A 22,665-nucleotide genomic window follows, 5' to 3' on the forward strand; every position below is an offset into this window, starting at 1 on the left:
CATTAGGCTCAGCGCGTAAAACGTCCCATCGAATCAACATCTTTATAGTTTTCAACTTTAAGTTCGAATTTTGTCGTCGAACGTGGTGGGAATTTTTCATAAAGTGTATATTCCTTACTTGCCAGCACAGTACCGGTTTTACTATAATACGTTATCCTTACTACGGCATCGTTGTATGCTGCATTAGTTGCAGCGTTCTTAATTACTCCTTGAACTTTGTATTTATCCCCCCAGAAATTTTTGTTATAGGTGCCATCGGCTGACAGAAAAGTAGCTGATTGAGATAATTTTGTTTCTTCGACGGTCATAACTTTCTGTTGGTATGATCCGGTTGAACTGCCACCTGATTCCAATACCGCAACAGGCAGCAGGTCTTATCAAATCTTTTCGGGAGATAGGCAAGCGGTGATTTCAGGTGTTAAGGCAGCCACTTTCTGTATCGATGTCAGAGTATATTTCGGGCGTTTGTTGATAGATTGGTACATCAAAAGCAACGTCTGGTTAAGACTGACCTCCTGACCTCCCCCCCCGCAAACTCTAATTCAAACCGTCTCATAATCCGGGAGGACCTCACTAATTCCTAGAAACAATAATACTTCAAAGTAAATCTCACGAAAACCACCGTTTTTAGGTACTCCCGAATAACCTACATAAGATAGCACTAACGATTACTAGGGACTTAATTGTTTGTCAGAATTAACCACCTTTATTAAATCATTCTAGTTTTCTAGAATTGAAAGCAATTCCAGATTTCAGGTAAGGATGAAATCTTACTTTAAACATCAAAGTAAAAGTTGCTTACACCATTTATTACAAATAAATGGTATTAAAATAAAATAGATATTACATTAGTTAAATAATGTAACCGAAATTCGAAAATGAACATATAGAAAAAATACAAAATATAATCTAAGCGTTTCGCTTCAGTTTCCTGCACCAGAAATCGGCCAAATTTACGCGCATATGGAAAGTAAAGTGGAAACGCCCGCTCTGCGCGGGCGTTCTTTTTGCTATGTGCGCAGGTTCTTGGCCGAACCTCTGGGGCAAGCATGGGAATTTGCCTGCGCTTTTTTATTTTGCTTCTCTCGACGTTATTACAATTTACAAGTCCTAACCCCACTTAACTTATGAATAAATGAAAACATAACACATAATACACACCTTCATCAATGATTGAATTCATCAGGACCAATTATCCTTCCATAGAACTCGATGACAACATTTCATCAGATCTGGCTAGCAGAACATTAACACACCGTGTTGCCGGGCGGCACAGGTTTCTTCAACCTCACCATATTCAGCAAAGCATTTTCTTCATTCGAACGGGTGTTATCCGGAGCTATTCTTTAAAAAGAGGGCTTGAATTCACGGATTGGATATTCTCAACCGGAGACATCATGCTGGATACAATGTCATTTTTCCTGGAAAAAGAAGCAGGATTATTCCTGGAAACCACCTCGTCATCCGTAGTTTTCGAAATCCAAAAAAAAGATTTCCAATACCTCTATGAGAAATATTCTATTTTCAAAGAGATTATCGATCATAGCCTCTTTGAACTTGACAAACGCAAAAAAGAGCATACCCATGATCTAAGTGTTCTGACAGGGTTTGAACGATATCAGAAATTCATGACATTCCAAGCTCATTTGGATGGAAACATTCAAGGGAACCATCTTGCCCCTTACCTAGGTGTTACTGCCGATCATCTTACCAAAATAAAAAAGCTCTTTTCCAGTTAATCTTTAAAAAATCATACGACCCGTCAAATGACGGTTTTGAAACCGTTAATTATCGGTTGACTTTATTTGTGACAATCCAGTATGTTTAAGCCACAATTGACTGCAAACTATATCTAATGTACCATGCGAATAAATTTGCATGATGCAATCAGTCGATTCCATTTGTACACCACAATAAATAACCTCATCTATGCAGTTTTTTTACACTTACAAAGGCCTTCACGTGCTCAAAAGATCTTTTTACGAGAGCATCCCCTTTATTCTCATACTTCTTTCTCAGCATCCGGAATGCATTATCAATAAGTCCAGATAATTTATTCCGGATTGTTTGACGCAATCCGAGTATCAATTCAAAACCGACAACTATAGGTGCGATTTTCATCGCGTCCAGGCGTAGCCTTGTTTTAATTCAATTTTAGTCACCCTAATTTAACCCCATTTAGATCAATGCTATTCATTACAAAACTAAAAAAGCGACCTTACCTTCTTCTTTTGGGGTTGTTCATTTTACCATACTACATGTATGGTCAACAAAGTTTAGAGGCAAACAAATATGCCAATCAAAGTGTCTTATCTGCTTCACCTGCTTCAACTTCATTTCTGGTTGTTAAAAACACACCGATCAGCAAGTTCACAGGTACACCGGATATAATGGTTCCTTTACATGCCGTGACTTACAAAGACTTGTCAATTGACTTATCGCTACAGTATCATCAGGCAATCGGCAGCAAACCGGATGCATTCCCCGGAAGTACTGGAAATGGATGGCTGCTTAACCATGGCGGTGTAATAACCAGAGTTTCCCGCGGAGCAACAGGGGCAGATTTTCCATCAAATATTTCGGTACCAGTGAATTTTAATCCAACGCAACCTTCTGATTGGAGCTCACAAGCCAATTTAGATTATTTCCGACAGACCCAGACATACTTTTATAATAATAACGGAAGATATGATGAATATGCTTACAGTTTCGGGGGGAGTTCAGGTAAATTTTACATAGATCACACAGATGCTTTCCATATCAAAACCACGCAAGGAGAAGATATAAAGGTAGAGAGCAGTCCATCCCTTGACACCAAAGTATTTACTATGCCAACAGAGCCGCAGGTAGCGACCTCCTGTACAACAACCCCATATACGAATTTGCTTAGTCAGCGGAAACTTATATATCAATTTGTACTAACAGACAGTCGTGGAATTAAATACACCTTTGGTGGCACCGATGAGTCCATTGAGTTTACACGTCCTGGGATGGGTCACGGTGTATTTGATTTAAACAACCAGAATACCCTGCCCACCAGTTGGTACCTAACCTCTGTTACCTCCCCAAACGGCTACACCATCGCCCTAAATTACAAAAGAGATAAGTTTTATATAACAAATGAAATTGCCGTAAGCGATAAAATCGTTTTAAGCGACAAGATCAATTCTCCAAATAGCTGGGCTGACAGTGACAATTCTCCTAAAGGGAAAGTAATAAGAAGTACATTATATCATCCGTGTTACCTGGATGAAATTGTAACTCCTTCCAGTAAAGTGAAATTTAACTGGAGTAAAGCGAGCGCACAGTTAGGCTATACAGTTACAGCAGATTGCATGAATCCAACAGATGCTAATAGTCAGATATATTTTTACGCCTATCCCGAAATCAAGGACGCCCCGCTAACCAACAGGTTTCCTAATAAGCTCGACAGTATTGTGGTTTTCGCTAATGGTGCCACAAGAAGAAAAGCTCTGGAATTTACTTATACGAACTCAACCGCTACGCGTTTAAAGCTTCTTTCTGTTATAACAAAGGGGGACGGGGAAAGTCTGCCGCCTTATTCGTTCGAATATAACACAGCGGTACCACTTCCGGATTACCTATCATTTAAGACGGATGATTATGGTTTTTATAATAATAAGAACCTTTACATCACCTCTACCGATCCAATTTATTATTACAATCTTTTTAGCAATGCCACCGACAGGCAGGCCTATCTGGATTCCCGAAAGCCTGACATCAATTATACACAGGCTGAAATTTTGAAAAAGGTGACTTATTCAACGGGTGGGTATACGGAATATGAATACGAAAACAACGAGTATGGCAGGGTCGCAAAATATTGGCCGGCATCGGTCCTGGAAAATTCAAATGGCAATCAATATACCGGCGGGTTAAGGATCAAAAGGATAACGGATTATGATTATACGAATCATAAAGCAAGAGAAAAGCAGTATTTCTATCGAAAAAACTATGCTACTTCAGGAACAGGCTCCAGCGGGATACTGAGTGACGAGCCTATTCACTGGGCGTATTTCAGTGGGGCCGTTACACCACCTTTGAAATATGTGGGAACTTCTGATGCCCCCAGGTTTACAGGTACAATGACCTACACGCAATATAGCACCGATCCAATTAATTCAGTCCGCTACAACAAAGGCAGCCATATCACCTACTCTGAGGTTACTGAATTAAATCTTGACGGAAGTTATTCCACATACAAGTTTAAAAATTACGATAATGGCTTTCATGACAGACCGGCTGAAAGTTATTCGATGGATAATGCTAATGTTGGCGATTTCTATAAAATGGATGAAATGAACAGTCTGGAAATAGAAAGAGGACAGCCTTTGTCGGAAGAACATTACAGTAGCTCGAACACATTGAAGAGAAGTATCATCAATACCTATAACGATGACGTCGCCAGATTTGATAATAATGTCAGAAGATTAAAACTCAACCTGAACCCGATATTTTCGGTGAACTATCCGTCATTGAGATATAGCGCCAGCCTGATATACACTTACTATCCGTACCTTAAGACGAGTACCATAACCAGCTATGACCAGGGAAATTCAGTTGTAAATACAACTACTAATACATTCAATATACAAAACAGGTTGCTAGCCAGTCAATCTTCCTTTAATAGTAAGGGGCAGGCAGTAATTGTGTCTAATAAATACGCCCCGGATTATCCTGCCGACGCGGTAAATCTTGCAATGACAACCAGCCATATTATTGCACCTGTAATTGAAAGTACGACATCAGTTGCGGCAAACCAGGTTAGTCTCATTCACAATACTTACTATTCGCCATTTACTGGCGTCTATGTCCCTCAAGATGTTCAGGTAAAAAACGGAACAAATCCAATTGAGGTAAGACAGAACTTCACTGCTTATGATGCGAAAGGAAACCTGATGGAGCAGCAAAAACCCAGTGATGTAAAAGAAAGTTACTTATGGGGATACAATAATCAGTATGTAGTCGCAAAAGTACTTGGAAGCGATATCACTACCGTAAAATCGTTCATCGACCAGACTATTCTGGACAATGCCGTAAGCTCATCTGACGCAACGGTAAGAACCGAATTAAACAAAATCAGAAGCGGATTGGCTACATCAAATCCTGCAGCTCAGGTCACAACTTATACCTATAATGATTTAAGGGGAATAACAAGTGTCACAGACCCTGCCGGAAAAACGCTGTTGTCCGGTTACGACAAGATGGACAGGCTTAGTAGTCAAAATAATTTAAGTGGTTCGGTACGTGCGTCTTACTGCTATAATTACGCGGGACAAGCAGTCCCCTGTACCGCGCTTGCTCCAACCGGGAGTATCGCGGCATCGACATTGGCCCTGATCGCTGAAGACCCTCCGCTACCGGTGACATTAACAGATTTTAGTGCTGTCAAGTCTGAGCAATCTGCTTTGCTCAGTTGGAAAACCACAAAGGAGACGAACAGTGACCGTTTTGAAATTGAACGGAGCATAGACGGTAAAACGTGGTTGAAACTAGGTTCAATCCTGGCACAGGGCGAGAGTGACGGTGACCAGCAATACACGTTTATGGATAAACTACCTGTCAATGGCGGGCCATCTCACGGAGAAAACCTGTACCGATTACAAATGATTGATTCAGATGGGACTTATGCATATAGCCGTATCCGTAGCTTGATATTTGGAACGGACTCGAAAGTGTCGATCTATCCTAATCCCATTACTATCGGGGAAAATATTAATCTATTGATTGATGATATTTCAACTGTGCTGAACATCAAGATATATGATAATAAAGGAACACTGGTTCAGCAATCAACACCGGCAAGAAAAATCGCAGCGGCCAACCTTTCCGCAGGGTTATACATGGTCCAGGTAACTTACACTGACGGTAGTATTTCAACTCACCGGGTGGTGAAGCAATAATCCATTCATCATTTTTCTGTATCGAAATGAAACATATCCCATTTTATATATTGGCCCTGCTTTCTTTGTTGCAATCAGTGTACGGACAGCAGACCAACAGCAAGAACTATATTATTTCGCGAACTTATAAACAAGCAGGAGCCAATGCCAACCAAATAGACAAGGTCACCACCCAGGTGCAGTACATGGACGGTTTGGGCCGCAGCCTCCAAACTGTGGGCGTGAAACAAAGCCCATTGGGTTCAGATATCGTCCAATCAGTAGAGTACGATGCCCTCGGACGGCAGGCAAAACAATATTTACCCTATGTAGCTGCCGGAAACGGGGCCTTTCAGGATGCCCCAAGCACAGCAGTTCCAACCTGGTACACGGCAAACTCCGCGCTTTTACAAGGAGATGATTTATCTAATCCATTCAGTGAGAGTTTCTTCGAACCAACACCTCTTGGCCGTCTCACGGGGCAGAGAGCCCCCGGTGGCAAGAGTGCCCCCTCTGCACTGGAATACAAAGTAAATACGGCAGCCGATGACATAAAGCGTTATGATTTTTCTGGTTCATTGACCCCGAATGGAAGTTATGGAGCAGGACAGCTAACCGTTACCAAAACCACGGATGAGCAGGGGAAAGTGGTCTTGCAATACACCGATATGCTCGGTAAGATAATTTGTAAACAAGTGGTAGTTTCCGGTACCGAAACGCTCTCTACTTACTACGTTTATGACGATAACGGATGGTTACGGGTCGTTTTACAACCTAAATATCAGGATGATGCCAATCTCACAAATTATGCATTTCAGTATGATTATGATTCCAGGGGCCGTATTATCATTAAAAAGATTCCAGGTTCCGGGACAACTGAAATTGTGTATGATAAATTTGACCGCCCCGCAATGTCCCGTGATGCAAACCAGGCAGCACGTGGGGTCTGGGGTTTTACAAAATTTGATGCATTGAATCGTCCAGTGGTAACAGGAGAAATACCATCCACGAGCGACCGTGCTACGCTCGCCGGATCAGTAGATACTGGCGCTGAACATCACGAGATCAGGAACAACGCTGCGACCGAAGGATACACTTTAAATAAAACGGCACCAACAAGTGCTACGCTGGACCATTTGCGTACCATCATCTTTTATGATGATTATTCGTTTTCAAAAGGAGCTAATCTGAATTACAATGCGGCGTCTGCATACGGAGGAGATCTTCTTCTGTTACCGAAATCTTATTCGACCGGAGCACGCACGCGAGTACTTCTTAGCAACGGTTCTATGGGAGACTGGCTGACAAGCGCGATTTATTATGATACTGAATACCGTCCTATCCAGAGCATCCGTGAATTATACGATTTGGGATCAACAGCGGTTGAGCGGATTTCAACGAAATATTTATATGACCTTGCCTCAGTAGTTGCCGAGCAAAAAACAGAACAGATATTATCGGCCACAGTTACAAATACACACCTCGCGACTTTCACCTACGACCATGCCGACAGGCTTTTAAGCGTAAAGGAAAAAGTTACAAACGGATTGAACGCTACTTCAAAAGAGGCGTTTACAATCGCACAGCGTTACAACACTCTTGGTCAGCTTCAAAGCAAATGGTTCCATTCAGTCAATGAGACCAAATACAGACATCGGACAGATTACACCTATAATATCAGGGGGTGGGTAACCGATGGAAAGACAGTTTATAAAACCCTTGCAAGCTCTCCTGACAAATCAATATTTGCGTTCGGCATGGAATACAAAAAAGGAGATGGGAATTATACAAACAAAAATATTTCCAAAGCTCAATGGCGTGGCAAGGATGAAGACCAATTTACGGCAGGACTAAACTTTGCCTATGATGGAGCGGACCGTCTATCAGGTTCGACCGGTATAAGTTATGCCGGAGTAACCTATCCAAACACAGAAAGCGGTATTTCCTACGATAAAAATGGAAATATAACGAACTTAACAAGATCGGGCGCTTCCGTTGACAACCTTACTTACTCATATTCTGGCACCGGAAATAAGCTATTTTCAATTTCAGACGGCTCAGGTATTAACTCTGGAGTAAAAAGCGGTACGTATGGTTATAGTTATGATGCAAACGGTAACATGCTTACAGATAATAATAGAGGCGCTGTAATTGCTTACAATTATCTGAACCTACCCAGAACGGTTGTGATCGGCGGTAAAACCCTTGCTTATGACTATGATGCTTCGGGAGGCAAACATAAATATGCTGGAGGCTCAATGACATTAAAATATGCCGGTAGTTTTGAGTACAAAAGAGTGGGTAGCGTTGATAGTTTGTATCGGGTTAGCTTAAATGATGCCCAGGCCGTTTACAGAAATGGAGGTTTGAAATTTGAGTATTATGTGAAAGATCATTTGGAAAATGCCCGTGTGGTTTTTGACGAAACCGGAGCCATAATTCAGAAATCTGATTATTATGCATTCGGGTTAGCGATTAACAAGGATCTGCCCGTTACAACAGAGGCTGCAAGAAACGCGACAAACCGTTACCTCTATAATGGCAAAGAATTACAGGATGGCTCTGGTTACGTTGATTATGGCGCAAGAATGTACATGCCTGAGATCGGAAGATGGGGAAGTGGCGATCCATTGTCAGAAAAATGGAGTAATGTCTCTCCGTATTCATTTACTTTAAATAACCCATTAAATTTGATTGATCCCAATGGAATGGACGTTACTGATATGGCAGACCGCGTAAGGTTTACCGGCGAAGACAAAGAAGCGATTTTATTCGCACTGAGCGGCGAAAATGATGACAACGGCTGCCCGCCAAATTGTCCCCAAACATCCATGAAAACTGACGCGACCAGCCGAGCCAGAACCATAACACAGCAAATAGCGAGCGGCAGTATTCCGCTGATATCAACGGGGCAATCAATATTATACAACACGGATACTAAATGGTCGCGGACTGCGCAATGGGGAAATAAAAATGATCAGTTACTTCAACAGCTGAGTACTACAAATGGCTTTTCAGGAGTTGGTGCTGGGCTACTGGAAAACTATTCAGGAGCTACCAGAATAGGCAGGACGGGCATTTATACGCTTGGTTCAAAAGGAGGGTTATTTTATGGTAATCAGTTTGCCAGAACATATGGTCTGGCAGGGATTGGAAAGATGCTTGGTAATGCAGGGCTTATATTTGGCGGGATACTTGATTTTCAAGGAGTACAAATTTATAAAACTGAAGGACCCAATGCGTCCGGGGCAGTTCATCCAGGTAAAGCTACGCTCAATACGGCAGTTGGTATTTGGGGGGTTACTGTTGGCAGTGCAGTAGGATTTACGGGCGGCGCTGTGTATTTTGGCATTGACACGTTTTATCCGGGTGGGTGGAATGGAGCTATGAATAACAATTACAATCTTTTAAAACAAAATCAAAAGGTATTAGGTCCTAGTTTCAACCTTTACAAAGATTAAATGGAAAATATTAAAAAGGGTTATTTTTACTTATTTTACTGGTTAAATAACCTATTTAAACATTCTGCCGATACTTATAATGAACACAAGGCTGCATTTGTAATCATGTTCATAGAGGCTTTATTAATAACGAAGATTATTAATTTGGTTTCAAATAATATGATACTAAAGGATTACACACTTGTGAAAATTATAGCCGCTTTGACAGCATTAATTGTGGCATTTTTCAATTATCATATTCTTATACAGAAGAAAGAATGGAAAAAATACGAAGGGGCATTTAAATTATTGAACTCCAATCAAAAATTCCTTTCCGGTCTAGCAATTGTTACATTTATTATTTTCGTTGTTTGGTTTTGCTACTTTTCATAATCGACAAAATGATTCAGAAGGGCAAAAATTTATGATAACAACGAGATTGAATGAAACAGATCAAACAAAGTTATTTTTATTTATTTTATTGGTTCAATAACTTATTCAAGCATTCGGCGGATAGTTATAATGAGATCAAAGCTGCATTTGTTGTGATGTACATACAAGGAGGTTTGCTGCTGAGAACTATTATCTGGATTTCAAATGATAGTATCTTAAAAGATTACACACTTGTAAAAATTATAGCGGCATTAATAGCTATTTCTTTGGGATTCTCAAATTATCATGTCCTTGTACATAAGAAGGAATGGAAAAAGTATGAAAAAGGTTTTAGATCAATGAGCTCTAATCAAAAAATCCTTTCAAGTGTAGCAATAATTTTTTTTCTCATTTTCTTTTTTTGGGTTTGCTATTTTTCATAAGAAACCATTCACGATTTGACCAGAACGATTCAAATATTCGTGTTAGCCATTTTCCTTCTTTCCTGCACTAAAAAACAAGAAAGAAGCGAAGAAGTTTACTATATCATTGGGAAAACAGAACAAAAGAAAAATAATGACCCCATCGATCCAACTGAACCACCGCCTTTACCTATACCGTTTTACGGGGGATTCAATTTTATTCTTGCAGACAGTTCAAGAGTTTACTTTCATAATAAATATCACAGATATGAGCCTTGTGAGAGCACGAGCAATCCCGTTCGGCCTCCCCGGCTATTTCTTTTTCCCGAACAACTACGGGAAGTTAAAGTTAAAGACCTGAGAAAATTTTTAACGATAATCTATAAGGATACGATCGATATGGATTATCGTAAAAATCCTCGGTGGGGTATCGATTCCATATTAATTACCGGGTATTTTTTGTCAGTTATTTCATCACCCTCTGATACAATCAAGCATGAGGGCTTTAAGATTATCGACGATTTTATTAGGCAGAATAATTTCAGGTATACTGTGATTCGTAAATGGACTGAGGAAGAGCAATACGTTACAGCAGCAAAAATTCAACACATAAAATACGATCCGAATACTATAAAATGGAAAGTTGGCTTTGAGCAATAAGACCACAAACGATTCCTATTGCTCCAAATTCATACAAATCCCAAAGGCAACCTTTTTGAAAACAAATAACTCTTCAAAAACTAGTATATACTATATGTCACTTATCTTTTACTAGCTAAGATTGATTGTACTGTTTCCACTAACGACTTGGATTTACTCGGGGTTGAAATTTCCAGGTCGATTTAAATTGTACCAACTAATCTCGATTCGATGAGAAAATCAAATTATTTTTTTTTCGCTCTGCTCTTAACGCTTTCCATTTTATTATTTAACAGTTGTCAAAAGCAAGAGCCTGAACCTGATCCGATTATTAAAGAGACAATTGAAGGAGATATCCAAAATTTGCAGTTAAACATTTATTCTGGCTCTGTTGACTTTCTGTCATTTGATTTAGTTGATTCAAAAGATAAAAAAGTGTACAGTATTGGAATGAATAAAGCCGCATCCTTTTCTGATTATAATGCTACTGCCTATATAGACAGTAGCAATTTAATTCTTGCAGAAACAACAATTCAAACCCTTGTATCTCAGCCTGATTACATTTCAGTTGCGCCAATCCAATCAACAAAAAATCAGATTTACATTGATTATCAAGTCGGTTCAAAGGACAATATCTATAAAACAACTAAAATCATTGGGACAATTACTGAAAAAACCATCTTAACAGTTTTAGACACTCAGGCTAACACTAAAGAATACCGTTTATTCAATGGTATTCAAAAGTATTTGGTGCCTAATTTACATAAAGCAATAAACAAAAATTTAGGAGTCAACGGTTCTGTACAGGGAAGCCAGGCTGGTAAATATTTTGTGTATGATATTGGGGAACGACAATAGAAAGCTTCATGTATACACTATCAGTCATTCAATAATTAAATTCCTATTAATCTTTTACCAATTCATTACTAATCATTTATGATGGAACATTCATTTATCGTCGCCAGGTATTTGACCTTCTATTTACATCTTATGAATGCACCTGAGTAAGATCCCCAGATAATTGATTCTATACCTCACCCTCTAACCACTTTTTAAAATTATATCATGAAGAAAATTTATTTGATTTTGTCGGCATTGACTATGTTTGTTATCTCTTGCCAGTCACCGGAAAAAGTGGATTCACAAAATGATTCAAATAGTTTAGATGCTGTCAAAAGTGAAACGATTTTAAATGTAGCCAGGAATTTCGATGCCTTTACCTCGGTAGCTTCTAGTAAAGATGGTGCTAGAAATGCAAGAATTGGAGATAAAGAAAAAACAATTAGAGATATAACTCCATTTAAAGATGATCAAGGCAATGCATTGTACTATGTTATTAATTATAAACAAGGAGGATTTGTAATTGTTTCGGCGGAAAAAAAGACACTACCAATATTAGCATTTTCCGATAGTAATGAATTTCCAATTGGTAAAGAGCTTCCAAACGGAATTAAAGAAACGATAAGCAGTTACAGTGAATCCATTAAAAAAGCACGATTAGACAATTCCACTACTGATTCCAGAATTGTAAAAGAATGGGAAAGATTAAGCAATACAAATGCCATTAACGAGTGGGTTGAAACAGCACGAAAATCGGGTGGTATTAAAACATCGACTGAGCCGGTAGATCCTCCATGTGAAGACTCTCAAATATATATAGGACCATTTACGCCTGCATGGGGACAAGGAGCTAACTGGAATTCCCAGATGCCACTACAATCAACCTTTGGATGTACGGGTTTACCAAATGAACGAGCATTCACTGGCTGTGTTGCAACGGCAATGGCAGAAGTAATGAATTATCATCATTTTCCTAATTCATATAATTGGTCAGCCATGGGAGCTACTCTATCAGAAACTGCTCGTTTGATGAGAGATGCAGCCAATAGCGTCACCACGAGTTATCAATGTACAGCAACACTTACAGCTAGCAGTACTAACGTTGCTCCTGGTCTAATCAACGGCTTTGGTTACTCATCTGCCAATTATGCTGCTTACAATGTAAATACTATCCAAAATGAAATATTAAATTTCGCTAGGCCAGTTATTCTCATGGGAACACGCGTTAATTTTGGTGCACATGCTTGGGTTTGCGATGGTTTTTATCAATATCTTCCCTGTGGCTCAATGTTTACTCCAATGCTATATATGAATTGGGGCTTTGAAGGCTCCTTTAACGGATTTTATTCAATTTCTACCGGATTTGATCCTTGGGGTCAATCGATATATTTCACTAATTTATTAATGGTATCATCTATTAGACCTTAACCGAAAAATATTATGAAAAATATACTTTTTTATGCAATAGTCGTGGTTTTTGGGATTATAAGTTGTACAGACAAAAATGAGGACGAGATGAATATTCAACAGTTAGGTGGTTATTTTTCGGGAAGTCTTGATATAATGATAAAAGATAAAAATGGGTTTGATATGCTTGATGTTGGCAATCCAAACTCCCTGAAAAAATTCAAGGTATACTATTTGTTGAATGGAAAGAAAGAGCTTTACAGCAAGTCTCTGATGTACGCTCCGAATGGTTATGTTATAGAAAAATTTGCGACTGACAGCTATTATCATATGCAATTATTCATTAACAGTCCGAATCCTGAAAGCACGAACAATAATAACTGGATTACCTACCTTGAATTTGAAGACGGAAGCACAGATACAATAAAAGCTTCTTTTGATATTAAGCCAGGTTATATTGCTGTGGAAAGAGCCTCTTATAATGATAAATTGGCGTGGAATCCGTCCCAAAATAATGGCGTTTTACAAACATTTGAATTGACAAAGCAGTAAGGAGAACATACTAACTTATGTGGAAGATTATAAATAACTGATGACAAAAACTATTTTGCTTAATCTATTTTTTATAATATTTCTTTCTTGCTCAGAAAAAAACGAATCAGCAATTGGCTTATATAATAATCTGAGAAATAAAGAAATAGAAGTAAGAAAGTTTGATGGATATACTCTTACAAAAAGGGGATCATACTACATGATTTCTCTGAGAGGAAAAAAGGGATTCTTAGTTTACGATTTCAAAATAAATAATGAGCACGATTTAGATTTAAAAAATGAACCAATTTCAAATGAGCAAAAAGAAATAATTTATGAATTGTTAACATTCAAGGAAGAACATATTATCGTAAAGGTCGATGGAATATTGCAAACAGTAAACAATAAACCAATCATTGAATTTCGAACCGGTAGCGATGAAGTTTTAGTCTATTTTGACGATCCTCAGTATATGGTTAAATTCTCAACTACTGAAAAATCGTTTAAAAAAATCGACACTAAGTGGGGTTATTACTTAGGAGAGCCACTTTCATAGATTGAAATCCGTTTCAGAGACTTAGAATCTTCTATGAGGGAGATTCTAAGTCAAAACCAATCCACGATTAGGCATTTTTCCACTCGTATAATGATCCAATTAAAATTATTTATAGCATTTATACTGCTTACCACCAATATAAACTCATTTGGACAGACAATAACTGACCCAATTGATGTTCCCTATTTCGTGATCAAAAGAAAAACGGCAAATGTACTGCTACCTGAAAGCTTAGGTGGTAAGAGTGTCAAGGGCTTTGCCGGAATTACTATAGCTGTAAATTCTCTGGGCAAGGTGCAACACTCGGAAATGGTAAAGTTGAAATTATCGGGAAAGGTAAACCTGTCTTATCAGCCAGGCCAAGACGTCAAAAGTGATACGGTTCTTAAGTTTGAGACATTTATACTAAAAAATGTTTCTAAAATCAAGATCATTAAAACAGACAAAAGGAAACCGCCTAAGCTAAGTACAATTACATTTCTTGTTAGATTTTAAAAAAGCCTGAGTAACTGTCAATTTGTGGAATAGTTCCAGATGACAGGTATTCTAAGTGAAGCAGTAACAATGAGAAAAAATTGTTAATCAATTAATTTTGTGCTATGGGCCGCTGAAATATTTTTGATAATAATTATCATCTTTCATTGGGTATTTAGGAATTAAAAGGAAAGTGGCTGCCTGCTGTGCAGAAGTTGCTTTCCAATACAATATATTATGCATAAACTCATAAGCACCCTGATTATTTCCGTCGGAATATTTTCCTGCACTTCGAAAGATAAAACAGCGACCGACCTATATCAAGAAATAGAGAAAAATGAAGTTATGGTTAAAAACTTCAACGGACACTCTATTTTTAAAAGAGGCGTTTTCTATGTATTTGATCAGGAAAAAGCAGTTTATTTTGTTGACGATTTTGAAATCAATAAAGACCATCAAATAAAATTGGTCAAGTCTCCCCGGGCTTCAAAAGAAAAGGAAGAAGAGATTTACTTACTGTTGGAATTTATTGTTGAACATGAAATCCCAACAGTTAATTCTTATGGTGAATATATAGAATTTAGAACCCGAAGCCAGGAAGTTTTAGTCTATTTTAATGATCCAGATTATATGGATAAATTCAAAGCAAGTGAAAAATCGTTTAAAAAAATCGACAAGAAATGGGGTCACTACTTAGGAAAGCCACTTTCATAGATTGAAATCTGTTTCAGAGACTTAGAATCTTCCATGATGGAAGATTCTAAGTCTAAATAATCCACTTAAAGTCATTGATTATGAAAAAAATAAACTTCACGATGGTACCTTATATACTCCGATTATAATGCCACTTTATATTGTTTTCGGCGCTTTTCAGGGCGTGTTGGATATTCTAGAAAAAATTTCATTTCAGATTCAAAAGGATATTAGGCTTCCGTAAAATTTTAAGATCCCACATTGTATTTGAGGTTTTCTCAAAAATGGGGTAAAATTAAAAGAAAGGAGAAAAACCGTCACGACCTCCGCGTATAAGGTTTTTCTTTGCCATAATCTTGGTATATCCAATTCTAAGGCATTATTCCCGCATTTTTGAGATAACTAATAGGCTTTGGAAATAGGTTGATTAATCCAAAATGATAAAATGGAACAGAATCTATATTCTTCATACCGGATTATTTTCGAAATAGTTTTAAAGATGGAGCTGAGATTCGAGTGCCCGATAGATGCTCCGCCAATTTGCTGTGCAAAACCCGTGGCGCTTTTTGCACTTTCTTTTAATTTAACCCAGATATTGACGTAAGTAGATTTAAAAGTAGGGACGAACAATCGCTTTTAAAGCACTTTCTGTCAACAAAGGTCGGGTACGATTTCTTTGCTCAATTTGCTAACAAAGGAGATAAAGTTGCAGGGGTAACGTTTAATATGACAGGTGAACGCTCCCGGGATTTATTATCCATCCAGTCTACGGCTCATATAAATATGGTATTTGACAATGGGCTTACCCAGACTTTTGAACGTAAAGACCCTTCTTTAAATACGGATCGAAGTGGAAGTTTTTACGGAAAAGAATTGCAATTTGCAGATGAAAATACTGACATTAACGTGAATTCGGGATAAGAATTTTACTTATTTTTCAGAAAACAGGGAAAATATTATTATATTTAAGTATCTGACATCCAAATATTTAACCAATACATTCCCATATTTTCAAAGGATAAAGTTCCCGAAATATTTTGCATTGTAGACGATTTCGCTAAGGAATTTGATTCACGAATCAAAGATTTAAAATTGGCGCAATTAGCCTTGGATAAACGGCACAGAAACAGAGCTTTATCCATCTCCGACTCTGAGATATTGACTATTTTGATTTATTTTCATTTGGGAGCTCATAGAACTTTTAAGCATTATTATCAACAGATAGTTCAGGATCATTGGATGGATTTATTTCCTAAATCATTGTCTTACAACAGATTCGTTGAGATACAGAGTCGGTATTTTATTGTTTTAGCCTTGTTTTTGAAAGAGAAATCTCTGGGAAAGTGTACAGGAATTAGCTTTATGGACAGTAACACAATTAACGTTTGTAAGAATCAAAGAATACATAATCATAAAGTATTCAAAAACTTGGCCGAGAGAGGAAAGTTCTCTACGGGCTGGACTGGGCGTCCCCGTTCTCTGGTTTTAAGCTCCATTTGATTTGCAATGAAAAGGGTGAGCTACTTTCCTTTTATTTAACAAAAGGAAATATTGATGATCGTAACCCCAAACACATTAAAAAACTTACCGAACAGCTATTTGGAAGGATTTACGCTGGCAAAGGCTATCTTTCAAAGGCCCTTTGGGAAATGTTATTCGCAGATGGTATGCAGTTGATCACCAAGATAAGAAAAAATATGAAGGAGCATATTATGGAGTTGAGAGACAAACTTTTGCTAAGAAAAAGAGCCATTATTGAAACTATAAACGACGAATTGAAAAACTTATGTCAGGTCGAACACACCCGACATAGATCTGTAAATAACTTCATAATGAACATCTTAGGTGCGCTAGTTGCTTACTGTTTCTTTCCCAAAAAACCGTCACTTAATATTGAAGAAGTCAAAACAAACCAACTTTTTCTAACCGCCGCTTAACCCGAATTCACGTGACATTAGTAAAGGTGTTATACATTTGATCCGCATACATGATTAACAAGGGAATTATTCAAAGTTAAATGCATTAAGCCATGAAGCATTTGTCCATGTGCAAGAGGATGTAAACAGAATAAGAGCTTTACAAAGCGACGGAACTATTAGGCCGGGAACTGCTAACATTCTACCTGTTGATACTAGTGAGGAAACTTGCCGGAATATCCCTGAAGTCCACTCTTACTCCAAGGTAATTAACCGAATTTGAGTCCAGGTTTTTTCTCTCTTTTAGCCTCTTCACCCGAAGTCTGTTTCATTCCTACCTCCATTTGTTGCCCTATGCGTTTTTCCAAATGGACCATCGAGTAAGCCCTCCCAATCTCAGAGCCCTTGATCTTCGTTCCGTTTTTGGTATTGACAAAGGCAATACCACGTCCCAGGTAAGTTTTATAACCCTGTTCGTTGAGTTTTTCTTTCAGCTCTTGCAGTGAGCTGACTATCGGTAAACGCTGATCGATCAAATCTTTCAATGTCTGAATCGCTTTGTTCGCCCGGTGCTGCTCTTTTCTTTCAGGATCGGTCAAATACATTTCGGGGGTGATCTGAAGACCCAGTTTAAGCTCCATTTTTCGGCAAAACTTTCCTGTCCTGGCGTAATTGTTAAAATGGTCGGCCGTGTTTTTTCCATTGTAATTGATACGGTTTGCCGCAACATGAATGTGTTCATGGGGCTTATCCAGATGCCGGAATACGATCAGCTGGTTGTTCTCAAAACCAAAGTCTTTGGCAAACGCAGTGGCTAGCTCCCTGATCTGTTCAACGGTTGGCTTCTCACCAGGCGGGAAACTGAATGACTGATGCCAGACGAACTTGTTAAGCTTTCTATTTTTATCCCAGTTGCCCAGAAACTGCCTGGTTAGACTATCCATATTGTAACGACCGTCCGGCAGCTTTTCAAGTGATAGATTCTGAATATAAAGGATTTCGCCCCGCACATCTTCCGGACCGAGTTGCTTGCGCTGCTCCGGCGTCAGAAGTTTGTCATAGTAGCAGTAATAAAGCAGCTCTTTGGGGTAATTTCCCAGGTTAACGTTTCCGATCATGGCTTTCTATTTTTTAAAAGTTCCTGCACCGCTTGATTGACCGCTTCATGCACCAACTGAGGATTTTCCTGCCGGGTATGTTTCCAGGCTTTTAGTGCATGGACAGCTTCCTCCGTCAGATAATAACCTTCATATTTTTCCAGAAGCTCTTTGCTTACTTTTAAAATACCAGCTGTCTTTTCCAGCACGCTGGCTTTGTTTTCACTTTCCGGCAACACCTTTCCAAGATACATTTCAAGCTGCTGCATCCACTCCTCGATATCTGACAGGCTCTTTCTGATCGTCCAGATCTCAAAATCTTCAAACACCCATTTGGTAATCAGATCGGAAAGTATCCGTACATTTTTACTGCTGTCCTGCCAGCGCTGCGAGAGCAATTCCGCATCCCTTGTTTTAAGTACAGCCAACGAAAGAATTCCGCTAAGCTTTTCAAGGATCAGGATCGTTTCGGCAGTCCTTGCCGGAAGCGATTTTTTCTGTGGCCGTTTAATCGGGCTGTTCAGCGCGAGCGTTAAAAAATACTGGCTGGCAGAAAGTCCGCTCCTTTCAATGTGCTGGTTCAACAGCTCTTTTTCTTCTTTGGTCGCCCATATCGAAAAATGGGATCGTCTGACAATCTTTTCATTTTTGGCTGGTCTGCCTTTTGGTTTCTTTTCCATAATCTTGAATAATTTGAAGTGATCTAAAACAATGAGCTATGAGCCCAAAGGCGAATAGCTGGGGGTCAAGGGGGCTCTGCCCCTTGCAAGCTTCCGCCGGTCGCCGTTTTTCACGGCGTACCGGCGATAGCTTGATTTGGGGAAGCCAACGCCTATGATCTATTGCAGCTGAAATGTTTCTAAAACGGCTCTTATGATTGCCCTTTCGGGCTGACTTTGGCTTATTATTGCCTGACTGGACGTACTTGTGCTTAATTTTTGGACTATTTGAGATCAACAGGAAAGGTTTGGGATCATTCCAGCCTTTTCAGGGGCACTTTGACCACTTTTTGCCTTTCGTCAAACTCGTAGGTCTGCCCGAAGATGTGCTTGCCCTTTTTGACCGGCTTTAAGATCAGGTAAACAACCCCGTCATCCTTTGTCAATTCCCCCCTGACTGATCAGGTATTCATAGCTGGTGACATTACGGTAGCTGCGGACAGTGTCTTTCAGATTTTCATAATCTTTATACGTACTCATGTAAATGTAAAAGAAAATACCCAGGATCAACGCGCAGACAGCGTACGGGAGGCTTCGCCCAAAACCGTAGCGGAAAGCTTCCGGTTTTGAGCCAAAGTGAATCTGTTTGATCGAACCTTTGAAGGTTTCACTGAGCCGTTTGTTTTCTCTCAGGTTGGCAAGCAGCTGCATATTCATTTTATCAAACTGCACCTGGTTGTCCAGCATCGTGATCGCCGTCCAGTCATCCATCTCCATGCCGTAGCGGGCCAGGTAATCTGCCTTGATAAGCAGCAGCTCTTTCTGCTGCAACGGAGTCTGCTCAGTCATAGCGAAAGTTGATATCAAGTTCTCTTATCAGTCTTTTTCTTGGACCACGGTCATAATCTTCCAGGGCTAGCCCTTTGCTTACACCCGAGAGTATCTCAGTACCAACGTATGTCTCTGGCTCAAAGTCACCAAATCTCCGAAAAGTGAGGCCCATGTTCTCACAGTTCTCAGCGAGTTCCTTGGCCAGGTCAGGGAACTTACGAAATCCGGTAACACTTTCCCACACCGTAATCTTAAAGTCATCTCTTACAACTTTTACCATTTTAAGCAGATATTCAACCGAAGCATTGTACGCACCCGCGCCGCCAATAACAATATGAAATTCGATGTCCATATCATCCGCAAATTCTCTCAGAGGCAATTGCACATCATCAAATTCAATTAATGCCGGAAGCTGCTCGCTTTCCGGTGCGCCCAGGTCAATGTAAATTTCCTGATAGCGGCTTCGGGATACCTTATCCAGATAAACAAAAAGATTGTCCCGTTGAATGGCTGCTCTTTCATTCAAAAGACTTACTGTATCAAGCTTGTCTTCATCTACAAAGCTCAGCTGACGTCTGCTGGTAAACGTAGAGGCATCCATATCCACAAAAAGACAATTTTCGTTGTGATGGTTTTTAAGAGCCATCAGATACATCAGAAGCGATTTACCAACGCCCCCTTTGGACTGGGCAATAAAATGTAGCTTTTTCATAATGAGTCAAGTTTAGATCCTGTGAAAATTGGATTTTTCAATTCTTCCTGGTTTGTCCAGATTTCTTTCTTTAAGCTTTTCTTTTCTACCGTGTGCTGCTTTGTTTCAGCAGTTTCTGGCTGAGCTGTTTTCCACTGATTGCAGTGGGCCCGGATGTATTTGATATCCTGACGGTTTACCAATGCAAAGCCCAGATCGGCATTGATCAGCTCGATGGTAAACCGGGCGGAGTGCTGCTGCTGAAAATAGTGCTCGTAAACCTCGTATAGCTTCCTTCGTCTTCTGACATCCCTGCTTTCAAAAAGCCGGATGAGCTGCTCTTTGCTTGCTTTCATACCGGCTGGGTTTGAGATGATAGAGAAACATCCTGCCAGCCATTCTGTATTTTCCACTGCAGCAGGACGTCTTTAAAAAAATACAGCCGTCCACCCTGACGGATGTGCGGAATTCTATTATGTGCACATTGGTAATAGAGTGCGTGTTTTGAAATACCGTCCAGAAACACGCGCGCCTGGCGGGTGTCCAGAAGAATAGCAGCGTGTTGTCCGGTGTCCGGTGAAGTCACGCGGACTAAAATGGTTTCCAAATCGGCGACTGCCAGATCAGAAACTTTGGTTTGTCTGTTTATCATATTGCAGCTCGTTTTAGTAGAACATGCTGCAAAGTTGATCCGGGCAAATGGCAAAAACATTCCCGCAGTTCCGGCGGGAATGAAAAGAACATAAAAGTGAAATTTCAGGCCCGGATCGGCACTATAAATCCCGAATCAGCAACTTACAATCCTGGACATATTTGTGTCGCGGCTGACGGACACTGCAATTAAAAGTATCCTGCTGCTCGGGTTGGAACGCCTTGACAAATGAGTCTTTTGAAATATGATGAGAAAGCCAGCTGCCAAAGAGCGCTGCGATTTGTGTAGCCATGAGCTCCTGGGCAATATGCCCTTGTTTGTTGAGCACATAGTACAAAGCCGCCAGTTGTAGTCTTGCACCTCGGCCGGTATTTCGGAATCTGTAAATACCATCATTATCTGTTGGAGCGATCCACTTTTCCCGCATCAGGACTGAAATCAACCGCTCGAATTTTTGCTGCTTTTCTTCTTGATCTGCACCGGAGAGTATCTGGCAGAAATGTTCATACGCAGACTTTTTCGAAGATTTTACAGGCATTGTCTGAGTTGATGCTGATAGAAACGGTGACAGTGCCGTTTCTAACTCCTGTTTCCATTGGTTGATATCGAGATCTGAGGGCGGCTGGATTCCGGAGGGGAGCTTTTCAAGCCATCTGTAAATTTCAAGAATTGACTGCTGCTTGGCTTCCCACGAGCTGTAATCCTTTCGGGCTAGAAGCTGATCAAAGACCCGGCGGTTATTTTTAAGAAGAAAATGCATTCTTTTCCTTACCATCTCGATCCGCTCTCTTTTGAAAGCTGCCAGATACCATAAGTTCAGAGGTTTTTCCAGATACCTTTCATAATCATCAAGGTAATTACCGGTATCATCATAAATCGAGAACACATACCTGTTATGGTAAAGAATAAGCATCCGGTTCAGACAGGTGAGCTCATTCTGGTAAAAGCTACCTGCGAATTCCTCTGAAAGGTATTTAATTAAGGGGTACTGTAAATTTGAATGTAGGTTCATCTTTCTCTCCGTTTTCATTCTGCACAATTAAACCTAGGCAAAGTCAATTTAACGACTTTGTAATTCGAATTTAAAAAATGAAAGTGAAATTTCATTACCTATTTAAAATCTAAATGGGTGCATATTGCAGAGGTTAAGCTTTGAACACCGATTTGTTTGCAGATACATGATGGTCTAACTTAAACGCGTAGAGAGTGATAGACAGCCATACGGCTTATTTCAAATTAAAAGTATTGAATTAGGCATTTAGCCAATAATCATTTTATAGGGGTGTGGCGGGGCCGAAATCATCCTTTTCATTAGGTTTTCAAATATGCCTTCTTTCATTTTATGCCGGTTGAAACGATATGTATATTCGTTGATATACGACTGCAAATAATGAACGGAATGATGAACTCCTCGCAGCCAGGCTTTAAACATCATAATGCTACGATGTAGTTGCGGGAAATTCTTCCCTTTTTTCTCTGACTTTTCTCTCAGTAGTTTAGGGAATTCTTTTTCCAATCCCTTGTATCCCGTCCAGCCATCTG

The 22,665-nt window shown here is 39.6% G+C and carries 21 protein-coding genes and 1 pseudogene; 13 read left to right on the top strand and 9 right to left on the bottom strand.

Features of this window, described 5'->3' with window-relative positions; translation table 11 throughout:
• Positions 1–8: 8 nt before the first annotated feature.
• The gene (locus FDK13_RS27085; protein ID WP_137343148.1) at positions 9–308 is read right to left on the bottom strand and encodes a hypothetical protein; all 300 of its coding nucleotides are present in this window, start codon (positions 306–308) and stop codon (positions 9–11) included.
• An 861-nt stretch (positions 309–1,169) separates the two neighbouring features.
• Here FDK13_RS27085 and FDK13_RS27090 point away from each other — a divergent pair.
• The 13 genes and pseudogenes from FDK13_RS27090 to FDK13_RS36895 all read left to right on the top strand — a co-directional run bounded on the left by FDK13_RS27090 (position 1,170) and on the right by FDK13_RS36895 (position 17,214).
• A complete protein-coding gene (locus FDK13_RS27090; RefSeq protein ID WP_137343149.1) occupies positions 1,170–1,739 on the top strand; it encodes a Crp/Fnr family transcriptional regulator in 570 nt (189 codons plus the stop codon).
• Between the two features lie 447 nt (positions 1,740–2,186).
• Positions 2,187–5,924: a T9SS type A sorting domain-containing protein gene (locus FDK13_RS27095; protein ID WP_137343150.1), complete on the top strand. Its 3,738-nt coding sequence runs from the start codon at positions 2,187–2,189 to the stop codon at positions 5,922–5,924.
• 26 nt (positions 5,925–5,950) lie between these two features.
• Positions 5,951–9,364, top strand: a complete 3,414-nt coding sequence (locus FDK13_RS27100; RefSeq protein WP_137343151.1) for a DUF6443 domain-containing protein — start codon at positions 5,951–5,953, stop codon at positions 9,362–9,364.
• A complete protein-coding gene (locus FDK13_RS27105) occupies positions 9,365–9,736 on the top strand; it encodes a hypothetical protein (RefSeq protein WP_137343152.1) in 372 nt (123 codons plus the stop codon).
• 50 nt (positions 9,737–9,786) lie between these two features.
• Positions 9,787–10,158 (top strand): hypothetical protein, encoded by a 372-nt coding sequence (locus FDK13_RS27110; protein WP_137343153.1) that lies wholly within the window; start codon positions 9,787–9,789, stop codon positions 10,156–10,158.
• A gap of 15 nt (positions 10,159–10,173) precedes the next feature.
• On the top strand, positions 10,174–10,797 hold the full coding sequence (locus FDK13_RS27115; RefSeq protein ID WP_137343154.1) for a hypothetical protein: 624 nt from the start codon (positions 10,174–10,176) through the stop codon (positions 10,795–10,797).
• A gap of 210 nt (positions 10,798–11,007) precedes the next feature.
• The gene (locus tag FDK13_RS27120; protein ID WP_137343155.1) at positions 11,008–11,634 is read left to right on the top strand and encodes a hypothetical protein; all 627 of its coding nucleotides are present in this window, start codon (positions 11,008–11,010) and stop codon (positions 11,632–11,634) included.
• A gap of 207 nt (positions 11,635–11,841) precedes the next feature.
• Complete coding sequence (locus tag FDK13_RS27125; RefSeq protein WP_137343156.1) at positions 11,842–13,044, top strand: C10 family peptidase; 1,203 nt, start codon at positions 11,842–11,844, stop codon at positions 13,042–13,044.
• A 12-nt stretch (positions 13,045–13,056) separates the two neighbouring features.
• On the top strand, positions 13,057–13,575 hold the full coding sequence (locus tag FDK13_RS27130; protein WP_137343157.1) for a hypothetical protein: 519 nt from the start codon (positions 13,057–13,059) through the stop codon (positions 13,573–13,575).
• Positions 13,576–13,615: 40 nt separating this feature from the next.
• On the top strand, positions 13,616–14,110 hold the full coding sequence (locus FDK13_RS27135) for a hypothetical protein (RefSeq protein ID WP_137343158.1): 495 nt from the start codon (positions 13,616–13,618) through the stop codon (positions 14,108–14,110).
• Between the two features lie 711 nt (positions 14,111–14,821).
• Positions 14,822–15,298 carry a hypothetical protein gene (locus FDK13_RS27145; RefSeq protein WP_137343160.1) on the top strand — a complete coding sequence of 159 codons (477 nt, stop codon included), beginning with the start codon at positions 14,822–14,824 and terminating at the stop codon, positions 15,296–15,298.
• 705 nt (positions 15,299–16,003) lie between these two features.
• A complete protein-coding gene (locus FDK13_RS27150; RefSeq protein ID WP_137343161.1) occupies positions 16,004–16,198 on the top strand; it encodes a hypothetical protein in 195 nt (64 codons plus the stop codon).
• Between the two features lie 84 nt (positions 16,199–16,282).
• Positions 16,283–17,214 (top strand): annotated as a pseudogene (locus FDK13_RS36895) (IS982 family transposase).
• A 248-nt stretch (positions 17,215–17,462) separates the two neighbouring features.
• On the opposite strand, the gene FDK13_RS27160 reads toward FDK13_RS36895, so the two are convergent.
• The 8 genes from FDK13_RS27160 to FDK13_RS27195 all read right to left on the bottom strand — a co-directional run.
• Entirely contained in the window at positions 17,463–18,311 is an 849-nt protein-coding gene (locus FDK13_RS27160; protein ID WP_137343162.1) for a relaxase/mobilization nuclease domain-containing protein, read from the bottom strand.
• A complete protein-coding gene (locus tag FDK13_RS27165; RefSeq protein ID WP_137343163.1) occupies positions 18,308–18,970 on the bottom strand; it encodes a plasmid mobilization protein in 663 nt (220 codons plus the stop codon). The genes FDK13_RS27160 and FDK13_RS27165 overlap by 4 nt, the downstream gene beginning before the upstream one ends.
• A gap of 411 nt (positions 18,971–19,381) precedes the next feature.
• Complete coding sequence (locus FDK13_RS27170) at positions 19,382–19,798, bottom strand: hypothetical protein (protein ID WP_137343164.1); 417 nt, start codon at positions 19,796–19,798, stop codon at positions 19,382–19,384.
• Positions 19,791–20,492, bottom strand: a complete 702-nt coding sequence (locus tag FDK13_RS27175) for a P-loop NTPase family protein (protein WP_170982929.1) — start codon at positions 20,490–20,492, stop codon at positions 19,791–19,793. Before FDK13_RS27175 ends, FDK13_RS27170 begins: the two co-directional genes overlap by 8 nt.
• Positions 20,489–20,827, bottom strand: a complete 339-nt coding sequence (locus tag FDK13_RS27180; RefSeq protein WP_137343166.1) for a hypothetical protein — start codon at positions 20,825–20,827, stop codon at positions 20,489–20,491. Before FDK13_RS27180 ends, FDK13_RS27175 begins: the two co-directional genes overlap by 4 nt.
• Complete coding sequence (locus tag FDK13_RS27185) at positions 20,824–21,123, bottom strand: helix-turn-helix domain-containing protein (protein WP_137343167.1); 300 nt, start codon at positions 21,121–21,123, stop codon at positions 20,824–20,826. The genes FDK13_RS27180 and FDK13_RS27185 overlap by 4 nt, the downstream gene beginning before the upstream one ends.
• Positions 21,124–21,244: 121 nt before the next feature.
• On the bottom strand, positions 21,245–22,135 hold the full coding sequence (locus tag FDK13_RS27190) for a hypothetical protein (protein ID WP_137343168.1): 891 nt from the start codon (positions 22,133–22,135) through the stop codon (positions 21,245–21,247).
• Positions 22,136–22,381: 246 nt separating this feature from the next.
• Positions 22,382–22,665: transposase (locus FDK13_RS27195; RefSeq protein ID WP_137343169.1), on the bottom strand; the 284-nt coding region annotated here is incomplete at its 5' end.

Source organism: Dyadobacter frigoris (assembly GCF_005280585.1).
Classification (GTDB): Bacteria; Bacteroidota; Bacteroidia; order Cytophagales; family Spirosomataceae; genus Dyadobacter; species Dyadobacter frigoris.

What these genes read in the sequence shown, in the direction of transcription:
- FDK13_RS27085 (WP_137343148.1), bottom strand. Translation starts at nt 308, where the DNA reads ATGACCGTCGAAGAAACAAAATTATCTCAATCAGCTACTTTTCTGTCA.
- FDK13_RS27105 (WP_137343152.1), top strand. Translation starts at nt 9,365, where the DNA reads ATGGAAAATATTAAAAAGGGTTATTTTTACTTATTTTACTGGTTAAAT.
- FDK13_RS27190 (WP_137343168.1), bottom strand. Translation starts at nt 22,135, where the DNA reads ATGAACCTACATTCAAATTTACAGTACCCCTTAATTAAATACCTTTCA.
- FDK13_RS27135 (WP_137343158.1), top strand. Translation starts at nt 13,616, where the DNA reads ATGACAAAAACTATTTTGCTTAATCTATTTTTTATAATATTTCTTTCT.
- FDK13_RS27170 (WP_137343164.1), bottom strand. Translation starts at nt 19,798, where the DNA reads ATGACTGAGCAGACTCCGTTGCAGCAGAAAGAGCTGCTGCTTATCAAG.
- FDK13_RS27165 (WP_137343163.1), bottom strand. Translation starts at nt 18,970, where the DNA reads ATGGAAAAGAAACCAAAAGGCAGACCAGCCAAAAATGAAAAGATTGTC.
- FDK13_RS27110 (WP_137343153.1), top strand. Translation starts at nt 9,787, where the DNA reads ATGAAACAGATCAAACAAAGTTATTTTTATTTATTTTATTGGTTCAAT.
- FDK13_RS27100 (WP_137343151.1), top strand. Translation starts at nt 5,951, where the DNA reads ATGAAACATATCCCATTTTATATATTGGCCCTGCTTTCTTTGTTGCAA.
- FDK13_RS27160 (WP_137343162.1), bottom strand. Translation starts at nt 18,311, where the DNA reads ATGATCGGAAACGTTAACCTGGGAAATTACCCCAAAGAGCTGCTTTAT.
- FDK13_RS27185 (WP_137343167.1), bottom strand. Translation starts at nt 21,123, where the DNA reads ATGATAAACAGACAAACCAAAGTTTCTGATCTGGCAGTCGCCGATTTG.
- FDK13_RS27120 (WP_137343155.1), top strand. Translation starts at nt 11,008, where the DNA reads ATGAGAAAATCAAATTATTTTTTTTTCGCTCTGCTCTTAACGCTTTCC.
- FDK13_RS27150 (WP_137343161.1), top strand. Translation starts at nt 16,004, where the DNA reads ATGACAGGTGAACGCTCCCGGGATTTATTATCCATCCAGTCTACGGCT.
- FDK13_RS27090 (WP_137343149.1), top strand. Translation starts at nt 1,170, where the DNA reads ATGATTGAATTCATCAGGACCAATTATCCTTCCATAGAACTCGATGAC.
- FDK13_RS27125 (WP_137343156.1), top strand. Translation starts at nt 11,842, where the DNA reads ATGAAGAAAATTTATTTGATTTTGTCGGCATTGACTATGTTTGTTATC.
- FDK13_RS27095 (WP_137343150.1), top strand. Translation starts at nt 2,187, where the DNA reads ATGCTATTCATTACAAAACTAAAAAAGCGACCTTACCTTCTTCTTTTG.
- FDK13_RS27180 (WP_137343166.1), bottom strand. Translation starts at nt 20,827, where the DNA reads ATGAAAGCAAGCAAAGAGCAGCTCATCCGGCTTTTTGAAAGCAGGGAT.
- FDK13_RS27130 (WP_137343157.1), top strand. Translation starts at nt 13,057, where the DNA reads ATGAAAAATATACTTTTTTATGCAATAGTCGTGGTTTTTGGGATTATA.
- FDK13_RS27175 (WP_170982929.1), bottom strand. Translation starts at nt 20,492, where the DNA reads ATGAAAAAGCTACATTTTATTGCCCAGTCCAAAGGGGGCGTTGGTAAA.
- FDK13_RS27145 (WP_137343160.1), top strand. Translation starts at nt 14,822, where the DNA reads ATGCATAAACTCATAAGCACCCTGATTATTTCCGTCGGAATATTTTCC.